The 11,909-nt window shown below is 66.6% G+C and carries 9 protein-coding genes; 5 read left to right on the forward strand and 4 right to left on the reverse strand.

From position 1 onward, the window contains the following. Window positions 1-46: 46 nt before the first annotated feature. Window positions 47-1,378, reverse strand: coding sequence for an aspartate aminotransferase family protein (locus E6A26_RS10200; protein ID WP_136611083.1), 1,332 nt, complete (start codon window positions 1,376-1,378; stop codon window positions 47-49). Window positions 1,379-1,507: 129 nt separating this feature from the next. Between E6A26_RS10200 and E6A26_RS10205 the strand changes: the two genes are divergently transcribed. After that, entirely contained in the window at window positions 1,508-3,049 is a 1,542-nt protein-coding gene (locus E6A26_RS10205; protein ID WP_136611084.1) for a PucR family transcriptional regulator, read from the forward strand. 35 nt (window positions 3,050-3,084) lie between these two features. Here the strand turns inward: E6A26_RS10205 and E6A26_RS10210 are convergent, their stop codons facing one another. Beyond that, complete coding sequence (locus E6A26_RS10210; protein WP_136611085.1) at window positions 3,085-4,590, reverse strand: CoA-acylating methylmalonate-semialdehyde dehydrogenase; 1,506 nt, start codon at window positions 4,588-4,590, stop codon at window positions 3,085-3,087. 81 nt (window positions 4,591-4,671) lie between these two features. Further along, window positions 4,672-5,541 (reverse strand): peroxiredoxin, encoded by an 870-nt coding sequence (locus E6A26_RS17905; protein WP_234865326.1) that lies wholly within the window; start codon window positions 5,539-5,541, stop codon window positions 4,672-4,674. A gap of 224 nt (window positions 5,542-5,765) precedes the next feature. Between E6A26_RS17905 and E6A26_RS10220 the strand changes: the two genes are divergently transcribed. The 4 genes from E6A26_RS10220 to E6A26_RS10235 all read left to right on the forward strand — a co-directional run bounded on the left by E6A26_RS10220 (window position 5,766) and on the right by E6A26_RS10235 (window position 10,867). Beyond that, complete coding sequence (locus tag E6A26_RS10220) at window positions 5,766-6,698, forward strand: LysR family transcriptional regulator (protein WP_136611086.1); 933 nt, start codon at window positions 5,766-5,768, stop codon at window positions 6,696-6,698. Between the two features lie 96 nt (window positions 6,699-6,794). Then, window positions 6,795-8,120 (forward strand): MFS transporter, encoded by a 1,326-nt coding sequence (locus tag E6A26_RS10225; protein ID WP_234865328.1) that lies wholly within the window; start codon window positions 6,795-6,797, stop codon window positions 8,118-8,120. Window positions 8,121-8,172: 52 nt separating this feature from the next. Beyond that, complete coding sequence (locus E6A26_RS10230; RefSeq protein ID WP_136611087.1) at window positions 8,173-9,438, forward strand: M20 family metallo-hydrolase; 1,266 nt, start codon at window positions 8,173-8,175, stop codon at window positions 9,436-9,438. Window position 9,439: 1 nt separating this feature from the next. Next, a complete protein-coding gene (locus tag E6A26_RS10235; RefSeq protein WP_136611088.1) occupies window positions 9,440-10,867 on the forward strand; it encodes an amidase in 1,428 nt (475 codons plus the stop codon). 322 nt (window positions 10,868-11,189) lie between these two features. On the opposite strand, the gene E6A26_RS10240 is transcribed toward E6A26_RS10235, so the two are convergent. Beyond that, a complete protein-coding gene (locus E6A26_RS10240; RefSeq protein WP_234865330.1) occupies window positions 11,190-11,687 on the reverse strand; it encodes a recombinase family protein in 498 nt (165 codons plus the stop codon). Window positions 11,688-11,909: the final 222 nt, after the last annotated feature.

Here is an 11,909-nt window from a genome sequence, read left to right on the forward strand (position 1 = left end):
TCCGGCCCCGGCGCTTGTTGCGAGCAGGTCGGGGCCGGTTCCGGGTTCAGCGGGTGAGAGCGGTGAGGGCGGCGTCGTAGATGTTGAGGGCGCGGGCGACCTCGTCGGCGGTGACGACGGCGGGGGGAACGACATGGATGCGGTTGTCGGCGGTGAAGGGCAGGAGGCCGCGCGAGACGAGCTCTGTCTTGAGCTGGCCCATGAATGCTGCGGAGACCGGCTGCTTCGTGGCCCTGTCCTCGACCAGTTCGAGGGCCCAGAACACCCCCGCGCCCCGGACCTCCCCGATGAGGGGGTGGTCGGCGCCGAGGCGGCGCAGGCCGGGCCCGAGGTGGTCGCGTCCGATGCGGGCCGCGTTGCCGACGATGTCTTCGTCCTCGAAGGCCTCGATGGAGGCCACGATAGAGGCGGCGGCGAGGGGGTGGCCTGAGTAGGTGAGGCCGCCCGGGAAGATGCGATCGTCGAAGGTGGCGGCGATCTCCTCGGAGATGATGACTCCGCCGACGGGCACGTAGCCGGAGTTGACGCCCTTCGCGAAGGTGATGAGGTCGGGGCGGACGTCGAAGGCGTCGAGTGCGAACCACTGCCCGGCGCGGGCGAACCCGGCCATGACCTCGTCGAGGATGAGCACGATGCCGTACTGGTCGCAGAGGGCTCGGACCCCGGCGAGGTAGCCGGGCGGGGGCATGAGGATCCCGGCCGTTCCGGGGATGGTCTCGAGCAGGACGGCCGCGACAGAGGCGGGGCCCTCGGCCTCGATGACACGGCGGAGGTGGTGGAGCGCGCGCTCGGCCTCCTGCTCCGGGGTCTGAGCCCAGAACTCGGAACGGTAGAGGTAGGGGCCGAAGGCGTGGACATGGCCGCGCGCGTACTCGTTGGGGATCCTCCGCCAGTCGCCCGTGGCGACGATGGCGGCGCCGGTGTTGCCGTGGTACGAGCGGTAGCGGGAGATGACCTTGTCGCGGCCGGTGTGCAGGCGCGCCATGCGGATGGCGTTCTCGTTGGCGTCGGCGCCTCCGTTGGTGAAGAAGACCTTGCTCATGTTCGAGGGTGCATGGCGGAGGATGAGTTCGGCGGCCCGGCCGCGGACGTGGCTGGCGTGACCGGGGGCCACGGTCGCCAGGGCGGTCACCTGCCGGGCGATGGCCGCGACCACGGAGGGGTGCTGGTGTCCGATGTTCGTGTTGACGAGCTGGCTGGAGAAGTCGAGGTAGCTGTTGTCCTCGTGGTCCCACACGGTGGTGCCTGATCCGCCCGCGAGGACGAGGGGCTTGAGGGACTTCTGGGCCGACCACGAGTGGAAGACGTTTTCCCGGTCCAGGGCCAGTGCGTCGGCGTTGGTGATGGTCGTTTCGGCCAGTGTGGGCGTGGAGGACATGGCGGCCCTTTCGGTCCTGGAGGTGTGGGGGGAGCGCTTCAATCGTCGGTCTTCGCGACTGCTTCTGTCGCTGGACCTGCGTACAATCTGATGACTTGTCTTGGACATCTGCAGTGACAGGAGGCGAAAATGTCGCCCACGGTCCGCGATCTGCTGGGGAGCTCCCGGCTGCACCTGCGCCTCGTCGTTCCCGAGGAACTGCAGGACGGGGCCCTTGCGGCGGAGGTGGCCTGGGTCCACAGTTCCGACTTCGCCGATCCGACGCCCTTCCTGGATGAGGGACAGCTGCTACTGACAGACGGCAGCCAGTTCCCGGTGGGCTGGGCCGAGGACGCCTATGTCGAGCGCCTGGTGGTGCGGGGGGTGGTCGGCCTCGGCTTCGCGACCCAGGTCCTACACGAGTCGATTCCTGAGCGGCTCGTCGAGGCCTGTGTGCGGCATGGCCTGCCGCTGATCGAGGTCCGAGACCGCACGCCGTTCATCGCCATCATCCGGTTCGTGGCCGACTGGATCGCCCGTGAGCAGCACGCCCAGGCCGAGTGGTCGCTGCAGGCGCAGCGGTCGATCGCGCGCGCGGCCCTCCGCCCCGATGGACTGAGGTCGATCCTGGGCGAGATGGAGCGGCAGCTGCGCTGCTGGGTGGCACTCTTCGATGGGGCCGGCAATTACATGCGCATGCCCTCGAACGCGCCGGTGCCCTCCAACCTGATCGCGGAGGTGACGGAGGCTGCGCGCTCCGCGCTAGACCGGGGCGAGCGGTCGGTGGTGCAGAGGGAGGTCGAGGGCCAGCAGGTCACGCTGCAGACCCTGGGACGGAGGGGCAGGCTTCGGGGCGTGCTCGCCCTCGGGGGACTGGAGTCGCTCGATCCGGCCCGGACGGACATCGTCAACAGTGTTATCGCCCTGGCCAGCCTCGCCCTAGAGCAGACCCGGAGTCTGGACACCGCACGGCAGCACCTACGGGCCGGGGTCTTCGAACAGCTCCTGTCCGAGAGGACCGAGGTCGCTCACAGCACTGCGCGCCAGGTGTGGGGGCGCCTGCCCGCCGATCCGGCCATCGTCACCCTCGCCCGCCCCGCCGCCCAGGGCCAGAACCTGCTCGAGGCCCTCGAACTCCTCGCTGACGACCACCGCGGGGCAGTGTTCTACGCGCCCCGGGAAGGGAACGTCGTCGTCCTCTCCAGTCCTCAGCACCAGGGCAAGGTCCTCGAGGCGCTCTCCCGCTACGGGGCCGTCGCCGGCGTCTCACATCCGACTCCGCATGCACGGCTGGCGGTGGGACTGGGCGAGGCCGAGCGGGCGCTGGAGCGTGCCCTCGAGCTGACGCGTCCCGTCGTCGAATTCGCCGAGGTCGCCGAGCGGGGAATGCTCGGGTTGCTCCGGTCTGAGAACGCACAGCCGGTGGCACTGGGCATCCTGCGGCCGCTCCTCACCTCCGGGGGCTCCGGCGAGGGCCCCCAACTGCTGAGGGCGGTGACGACGTGGCTGTCCCACAACTGCGTGTGGGAGAAGGCCGCCGCAGAGCTCGGCGTGCACCGGCACACCCTGCGGAACAGGATCGACGCGGCGGGCCGCCTCCTCGGGCTGAATCTCGACACGCTCCAGGACCGCCTCGAGCTCTGGGCGGCCGTGCAGTTCCTGGGGACGGCGGAGGGGCGCCTGGACGCCTGAACGTCCCGGCGCCCCTCGGTGCCTTCCTGACCAGGTCAGTTCTGGGGGAAGCCCAGGTTCAGCCCGCCGTGGCTGGGGTCCAGCCAGCGCGAGGTGACGGCCTTCTCGCGGGTGTAGAAGTGGAAGCCCTGGAGGCCGTAAGCCTTCGTATCCCCGAAGATCGAGTCCTTGAACCCCCCGAAGGAGTAGTAGGCGACAGGGACGGGGATTGGGACGTTGATCCCGATCATGCCGACCTCGACCTCGTTCTGGAAGCGCCGGGCGGCGCCGCCGTCGTTGGTGAAGATCGCGGTGCCGTTGCCGAACGCCCCGGCGTTGATCAGCTCCAGGCCCTCCTCGAAGCTGTGCACGCGCACGATGGCCAGGACCGGGCCGAAGATCTCGTCCTGGTACGCCTTCGAGGTCACCGGGACCTGATCGATGAGGGTCGGGCCGAGCCAGAAGCCCTCAGCCGCCCCGTCGGCCACGATGCCGCGCCCGTCGATGACCACCCTCGCACCGTCCGCCTCGGCGATCTCGATGTAGGAGGCGACCTTGTCCCGGTGCTGGGCCGTGACGAGCGGGCCCATGTCGCAGTTGCGGCGCCCGTCGCCGATCTTCAGGGTGGCCACGCGCTCCTGGATCTTCGCGATTAGCTCGTCGGCGACGGGCTCGACGGCGACGACGACGCTGATCGCCATGCAGCGCTCGCCCGCGGAGCCGAAGCCGGCGTTCACGGCCGCGTCGGCGGTGAGATCGAGGTCGGCGTCGGGGAGGACGAGCATGTGGTTCTTCGCCCCGCCGAGGGCCTGGACGCGCTTGCCGTTCTTCGAGGCGGTCTCGTAGATGTGGCGGGCGATGGGGGTGGACCCGACGAAAGAGATCGCCTTGACGTCCGGGTGGGTCAGGAGTCCGTCGACGGCCTCCTTGTCCCCGTGCAGGACGTTGAAGACGCCGTCGGGCAGGCCGGCCTCGGTGAACAGGGAGGCGAGCCAGTTCGCCGCGGACGGGTCCTTCTCGCTGGGCTTGAGGATGACGGTGTTGCCGGCGGCGATCGCGACGGGCAGGAACCACAGCGGGACCATGGCCGGGAAGTTGAAGGGGCTGATGATGCCGACGACGCCGAGCGGGGCCTTGAGGGAGTGGACATCTACACCGGTGGAGACGTTCTCGGAGTGCTCGCCCTTGATCAGGTGCGGGAAGCCGGTGGCGAGTTCTACGACCTCGAGGGCTCGGCTGATCTCCCCGAGCGCGTCCGAGACGACCTTGCCGTGCTCGGAGGTGATGATCTCGGCCAGCTCGCCCTTGCGCTCGTTGAGGAGTTCGCGGACGCGGAAGAGGATCTGCTGCCGCTTGGCCATGGACAGGTCCCGCCAGGCGGGGAAGGCCTTCTGGGCCGAATCGATGGCTGTCTCGATGTCCTGGGCCGAGGCGAGGGAGACGTGCTTGGTCTCGACGCCGAGGGCGGGGTCGAAGACGGGGGCGGTGCGTTCCCCGACGGAGGGGTGTTCCCTGCCGCCGATCCAGTGGGGGAGGACGGGCAGGTCCTGGGTTTCAGTCATAGTGGATCTCGCTTCCAACGTAGTGGGGGTGATCCCACGGTAGTGCCCGGATGGGCAGAGCTGGGGTCGACATCTGGCTATTTATAGGAGAGAGAGTGGCCAGATGTCTTGGGCCTGTCGCAATTGCACTGGGCCTAGCCTGAGTATGGCCGCCCCTCGTCCCATGGCCCTACCTACCGGGAGTTCTTCGATGAAACGCCGTGACCCGTTCGCCCGTGCAGCTTCCCGCGCCCGTGAGGAGCGCTTCGCCCATACGGGTGAACATTGCCCTTGGACGGGCTGGTGGATGGTGGACACCCAGCCTGCTGCCGAGGGGGCATCGCGGTTCTTCGTCCGAGGAAGCATGATGCCCTCCTTCGGTGGTGCTCCCGCGTCCTGGAGGTGGATTCCTAGTTCATGAGCCGTCAGGCGGCGGAGCCACGTCCTGACCCTCAGCGACTCAGGCTGGAGAATTGCGGGGCCCCGGCGGCCCTGAGCCAGTCCACCACCTCCCGAGCGTGGGTGTTCGGCGGGAAGACAGGGTAGAAGACCTGCTCGATCCGCGCGTCGAGGACCACGAGGGTGAGTCGCGAGTAGAGGCGAGGGTGGCCGGGGGGAACTGAAGGTCGGCAGCTTCAGGGAAGCGGCCAGCTGTAGGCGTTCGTCGGAGAGCATGACGAAGGGCAGGTGAGGGCGTTTCACAACTTCTGCCTGATAGTCCGGATCCTGGCTGGAGAGGCCGAAAACCGAGTCCACGCCGGCTCGCCGGAGGTCTTCGAAGTGGTCGCGGAAGCTGCAGGCTTCCGTTGAGCAGCCGCGCGCTCCCGGGATTGCATCCCATCCTTCGGGAAGATTCGCTCCTGGCTGGCCTGTCAGCGGATAGAGGTAGATCACCGTTCTGCCGACACCGAGCTCGGAAATGCTGACCGTGCCGCCGTCGCTAGTGGGCAGTTTCAGGGAAGGCAGATACATTCCGGGAAGGTGATCGGCCTTCCCTCGTCCTCAGGGATGGGAAGGCTGGCGGGCAAGGCGGTGTAGTCGTCCATGATGGCTTCCTTCGCAAGGGCGGGACGGCACTTTTGAGACCACGGTAGGCCTCGGTCCCGGAGCCGGGGCGCAAGAGTGATGTGCCTTCACGAGTCACGTTGTCCATGCTTGCTGAAGACGGTTTGCGCGACACTCGGAGGTCTGAATCCATGGCACGGTCCTTCACGCTGGTGCAGCTGCGGTATTTCGCATCGGTCGCCGAGACGGAGAACATGACTGAGTCCGCTGGGAGACTCAACATCAGCCAGTCGGCGCTGTCCTCGGCGGTCTCCCAGCTTGAAAAGGAGCTCGGGGCGCAGCTGTTCATGCGCCGGCACCAGCGGGGGATCGTCCTCACTGACGTCGGACGTCTCCTGGCTCAGGAACTTCGGCCGTTCCTGGACCATGCGGACAGACTCTTCGACGTCGTGCATGGCGCGGCACACGAGCTCGACGGAGACCTTACTGTGGGCATGTTCGCGCCGTTCGCCTCGTTCCGCGCTCCACTCATCCTGAAGGCCTTTGAAGACCACTATCCGAAGGTCCGGGTGACGTTTATCGAAGGGGATCTTGCGTACCTCGGCAGAGCACTTCTTGATGGGCGTTGCGAGATCGCGTTGATGTACGACATCGCGGCCGTGGACGGACTCGAAACCACAGGGATCGAGGTTCTGCCCCCTCACGTCATCCTGCCGGCCGACCATCCCTTGGCTGGGCGTCCTGCGGGAGACGTCTCCCTGGACGAGCTGGCAGATGAGCCGCTGATCCTCCTCGATCTTCCCCACACACGGGAGTACGTCCTCGACCTCTTCACAGCCGCGGGGATCACTCCCTTCGTGCGCCATCGCGTGTCCGGGTATGAAACCGTGCGCTCCTACGTGGCGGGAGGGTTCGGCTATTCCATCCTGAACCAGAGGCTTCCCGGCGACTCGACATATCTGGGCAGGGACGTTGCTGTGCGGTCTCTGAGGGGGAGGCACCGTCCGATCCGGGCCGTCCTCGCGCGGCCTGTAGGTCTCCGCCCGACGCGCCGGGCACGCGCCTTCGAGGAAGTGTGCCGACGGCTCTTCTCCCAGCAACCGAGCGCATCTCCGATCGATTAAATCGATCAAGGCCCGTCAATCAATCAATTGGACCGGTAGTGATCTGCGCCACGAAGATGATGGCAACCGCGAGCCATGCTCAATGAGGAGGCAGACATGACCGTGAATACGAACGAGGAGTCCCGGCGCGCAGGCCAAAGGGCCGATGCGCCAACTCTGATGTCCAAGCGCGTCCTGCTGGGAGGGAGCGTCGGCCAATTTGTTGAGTTCTACGACTTCGCGCTCTACGCCCTGTCCGCGGTCACGCTGTCCCATCTGTTCTTCCCCAAGGGGAACGAAATTGCCGGTCTCCTGGCCACCTTCGCGACGTTCGGAGTGGCATTCGTGGTCCGGCCGCTCGGAGGCCTGTTCTTCGGGCATCTCGGTGACAAGCTGGGCCGTCGGCGCGTCCTGTACGTGACGCTCCTGTCCATCGGTGCAGCCACAGCTGCGATCGGTCTCCTTCCCGGCTACCGCCTGATCGGATGGGCGGCGCCGGCCCTGCTCGTGCTCTGCCGCCTCATCCAGGGCTTCTCTGCGGGCGGCGAATCCGTCGGCGCGCCCGCCTTCGTCTTTGAGCACGCTCCTGTGAATCGCAGGGCCTTCTGGCTCAACATCACACTCGCCGCTACTGCTCTCCCCTCGGTTGTCGCCGGTGCGCTCATGCTCGTCCTGAGCAACGCTCTCCCCCAGACGGACTTCACGGACTGGGGCTGGCGGATCCCCTTCCTGCTTGCCCTCCCGCTCTCGCTCGTGGGCCTTTGGATCCGCTCCCGCACTGAGGAGAGCGAGGCCTTCAAGCAGGTTGCCGAAGAGGCCGCGCACCGCGAGTACAGCCCTATCCGCGAGGCGTTTCGCGACAACCGGCTCCGCATCGTCCAGGTCATCCTGGTCATGGGCATGACTGCCATGGGCTTCTACTTCCTCTCCGGCTACTTCGTCTCGTACGTCCAGACCAGCGGGAAGCTCGGCCAGGAGGCCTCCCTGGCCGTCAACGCCGTGGCGATGCTGGCCTACGCACTTCTCCTTCCTGTGGGAGGACTGATCGCGGACCGTGTAGGCAGGAAGCCCATGCTCATCAGCGGTTCGGCCGCCCTGGCCCTCCTCGCCTTCCCCTGCTTCATGCTCGTCACGAGCGGGACCTTCGGGCTCGCGCTGCTCGGCGAGGTCCTGTTCGTGGTGCCGCTGTGCCTCTACGGCGGAGGCTGCTACACCTTCTTCGTCGAGATCTTCGAGACCAGGACCCGCTTCACCTCGGCCGCGTTCAGCTACAACGTCGGCTACGCGCTCTTTGGCGGAACCGCGCCGTTTGTCGGCACATGGCTCGTCGGCGCGACAGGGGTGGCCTTCTCGCCGGCCTACTGGCTCTGCGGCATGGCAGTCATTGTGTTCCTGTTCCTCACGCTGACACCAGTGCCTGAGACCCGCGGTCGCCACGCCTGAACACTCGCCCACTTCATCCCACACACCGATCGACACGCAGAGGTTCACGCACATGTCTCCGCAGACCTTCCTTGAGGATTTCCATCACGTAGCGAACATCGGGTCGACGCCTCATCACGGCGTCGACCGGCAGGCGGCAACACCTGACGACCAGCGGGCACGTGACTGGTTCACGGCCTTCGCGAAGGAGCGGGGCTGGACGATCCGGGTAGACGGCATCGGCAATCTGTTCGCCCTCATCACGCTCCGCCCGGGCGCGCCGTTCATCATCGTCGGATCGCATCTGGACAGCCAGCCACTCGGGGGACGGTTCGACGGCGCCTATGGTGTCATCGCCGCACTGCACGCAGCTGAGCGGGTCGAAAGGCGCGCGAGGGAGACGGGGGAGCGCCCAGAGTTCAACCTCGCAGTCGTGGACTGGTTCAACGAGGAGGGGGGCCGGTTCGCGCCGTCGATCATGGGAAGCAGCGTCTTCGCGGGCATCAAGGACCGCGAGGAGATGCTGGCGGTCAGGGACCTCGCGGGGACTCGTGTCGCAGAAGCACTCGACAGCATCGGCTACCTCGGGCCAGACGAGGGGCCCGAGGCGGCCGGCTATGCGGAAATCCACATCGAACAGGGCCGGATCCTCGAGCGCGAGAGCCTGACGATCGGAGCGGTCGACTCCTCCTGGTACACCCAGAAGCTGGACATCGAGGTGAACGGCGAACAGTCCCACACCGGAGCCACTGCGATGGCGGACCGCCGGGACGCCCTGCTGGCCGCCGCCAAGATCATCTCCATGGTCCATGACGTGACGCTGGGCTTCCCCGCAGAGGAGCTAGTGTCCTCCGTCGGGCAGCTCACCGTCGAGCCGAACTCGCCGATCGTCGTCGCACGGCATGCGCACCTGGTGGCCGACCTCCGCTCCAACTCGCGCGAGATCGTCCACCAGGCCAGGGACACGCTCAGGAGGCAAATCGCCGAACTCGCCGAGGCAGCCAGGCTCGACATCAGTGTCCGAGACTTCGACATCCGCGAGAACCAGTACTACCCGGAATCCGGAGTCGAGCTCACCTTGGACATCGCCACCGAGCTGGGCATCGGAGCCCGCCGCATGCAGACCATGGCCGGCCACGACTCGGTCGCCATGAACCGCATCGTGCCCTCTGTCATGATCTTCATCCCCTCGGAAGGGGGCGTCTCGCACTGCGAGCGGGAATTCACCTCGGACGCTGACATGTTGGCGGGCCTTGAAGTGCTCAGCGAGGTCGTCCACCGCCTCGTCCACGGCGCCCTGGCACCGTCGCTGCTCCCCGGCGCACAAGGGCGGGCCTGAGATGTCGAAGCTCCATTACATGAGCGCCATGGAAGCGCTGAGGCTGTTCCGACGGCGCGAGCTCTCTCCGGTTGAGCTTATGCAGGACGTGATCGACCGGTGCGAGGCAGTGAACCCTGTGGTCAACGCCCTGACCGAGACCATGTTCGAGGAGTCCCTCTCAGCAGCGAGGGAAGCAGAGAAGCGTTACGTCCAGCTCCGTCCTGGCGAGGCAACACCCGGCACCGAGCTGCTCGGCCTGCCGGTAGCGGCCAAGGAGAAGCACGCCCTAAGGGGACGGTCCTTCACCCAGGGACTGATCCACCAGGCGGGGACAGTGGCGGTCGAGGATCATCCCGTGATCGAGCGCATCGCGGCTGCGGGCGGAATCGTGCACGCTCGCACCACGTCGCCTGAGTTCAGCTGCGCAACGGTCACGCACAGCCCGCTGTGGGGTGTGACGCGGAACCCATGGAATCCGAGGTACTCCCCGGGAGGCTCCTCAGGGGGCGCCGGGGCCTCGCTCGCTGCGGGGATGGCCACCCTCGCGACGGCATCCGACATCGCGGGCTCGACCCGTCTTCCCGCGTCCTTCACCGGGACCGTGGGGTACAAGGCTCCTTACGGGCGTATCCCCGGGATGGGGGTATTAGCTGCTGACTGGTATCGCGGCGACGGACCAATGGCTCGCACGGTGGCCGATGCAGCGCTGCTCGCTGGCGTGATGTCCGGGCGGCACAGGCGGGATCATGCGACAGTCGAAGCCGCCTCAGACCCTGCGGGCCATTTCAGAACGGTAGAGGGCATGCGCGTCGCACTCTGCATTCGGCTCGGGGACTACCTCGTCGCCCCCGACGTGGAGGCGAACACGCGGCGGACAGCGGCCGCGTTGGTCTCCGCGGGATGCGAAGTGGAGGAGATAGTCCTTCCGTGGCATAGCGCGGACATCGTCGAGACGATCTTCACCCACTTCGGCTACATCCTTGGCCCGGCGATGGCCAAGGCCACCGCCGGGCACGAAGACCAGCTCGCCGCATACACCCGAAAGTTCCTCTCAGATGCAGCCGTGGCTGCACGCCGAAACACGTTCCTAGAGGGGCTCGAAGCCGAACACAGGATGCAGAGCGAGCTTGCCGACGCGATGGAGGGCTTCGATGCACTCCTCTGCCCGACGTCGGCCGTGCCCCAACTGATAGCCGAAGGCGACTACCTAGACGGGATCACGTTCGGCGGCGAGCACCTTGACCACTATTGGCAGGCACACATGACCTCCCCGTTCAACATTGCGAACCGCTGCCCCGTCATTTCTGTGCCGAGCGGGCTTTCTAATGAAGGCGTACCGACCGGGATCCAGATCGTAGGCCACCCGTTCGCAGAAGGAACAGTATTCCGGATCGCAGCCGCGCTCGAGACGGTCGCTCCCTGGGAGGGCCGTCGCCCTTCCCTCTAGGTCCCCTGCGCGCCCCGGCGAACGATAGCCGCTCCCAGAGAGCACACGGTCCGACGCCACAAGCCACTCCAGGATCGGACGCCTATCGCATGCAGTGTTGAGCGCACCTGTGCATGGTCGCGTCGCAATGCCTTTGACGGTGAAGCTTGTTACCGTGTCGCAGGCCCGGCCCTCGCCCGCCTGTCCCGGAGTGAGGGCCGGCCTCCGGCATCTAACTGTGTTCAAGGCTCAAGTACCGGTACACGGTCGCCCGGCCCACCCCGATGACCCTTCCGATATCGGCTGGCTTCAGTCCTTGGGCCTTCATAGCTCGCGGGCACGCCTAACCTTCGGGTCCCCAGCGGTGACCTCGCGCCGGCCAGCCCGACGGCCGGCCGTTGGCCGCGGCCACGGCCATGCCGGCCCTGGTGCGTTCGGAGAGCTGGTCGCGTTCGAGCTGGGCGAAGGCGGAGATGATGGTGATCATGGTCTGGGCCATGGCGCCGCCGAGCTCGGTGTGGGGGTGGGTGGTGATGCCATCACGCAGGGACCGGAACTTGATGTCCCTGGCCTTGAACGTGTCGAGCAGCTCGAGCAGGTTTCGGGTGCTGCGCCCGAGCCGGTCCAGCTTCCACACCACGATCTCGTCGCCGCGACTGAGGCGGTCGAGCATCCGGTCCAGCTCGGGCCGGCTGGCCCGCGTTCCGCTGACTCCGTGGTCGCGGTAGATCCGTTCACACCCCGCGGCCTCGAGGTCCCGGATCTGGAGGGCGGCGTCCTGCTCGGCCGAGGTCACCCTCGCGTACCCAAGCCGCGCCATCCCGTCCCACCGTCCAGTCAAAGGCCAAATATAGTCGATGGTGAGAATATCAATGTGAGACACATTGCTGAGACGAGAACGCTTCGGACACTCCGTTGAATTTTCAAGGAAGTCACGGGACTGTCGGAAAAACGGTGTGTGGGGGCTTGGCCTGACTGGAAGGACAGGCCGTGTCGGACACGACCGAGATTGATTCTGATGTGATGGTCGATCCTGTGACGGGAGAGATTATCGACCACAGGA

Source organism: Sinomonas albida (genome assembly GCF_004919045.1).
Classification (GTDB): Bacteria; Actinomycetota; Actinomycetes; order Actinomycetales; family Micrococcaceae; genus Sinomonas; species Sinomonas albida.

What these genes read in the sequence shown, in the direction of transcription:
- E6A26_RS10200 (WP_136611083.1), bottom strand. Translation starts at nt 1,378, where the DNA reads ATGTCCTCCACGCCCACACTGGCCGAAACGACCATCACCAACGCCGAC.
- E6A26_RS10205 (WP_136611084.1), top strand. Translation starts at nt 1,508, where the DNA reads ATGTCGCCCACGGTCCGCGATCTGCTGGGGAGCTCCCGGCTGCACCTG.
- E6A26_RS10210 (WP_136611085.1), bottom strand. Translation starts at nt 4,590, where the DNA reads ATGACTGAAACCCAGGACCTGCCCGTCCTCCCCCACTGGATCGGCGGC.
- E6A26_RS17905 (WP_234865326.1), bottom strand. Translation starts at nt 5,541, where the DNA reads ATGTATCTGCCTTCCCTGAAACTGCCCACTAGCGACGGCGGCACGGTC.
- E6A26_RS10220 (WP_136611086.1), top strand. Translation starts at nt 5,766, where the DNA reads ATGGCACGGTCCTTCACGCTGGTGCAGCTGCGGTATTTCGCATCGGTC.
- E6A26_RS10225 (WP_234865328.1), top strand. Translation starts at nt 6,795, where the DNA reads ATGACCGTGAATACGAACGAGGAGTCCCGGCGCGCAGGCCAAAGGGCC.
- E6A26_RS10230 (WP_136611087.1), top strand. Translation starts at nt 8,173, where the DNA reads ATGTCTCCGCAGACCTTCCTTGAGGATTTCCATCACGTAGCGAACATC.
- E6A26_RS10235 (WP_136611088.1), top strand. Translation starts at nt 9,440, where the DNA reads ATGTCGAAGCTCCATTACATGAGCGCCATGGAAGCGCTGAGGCTGTTC.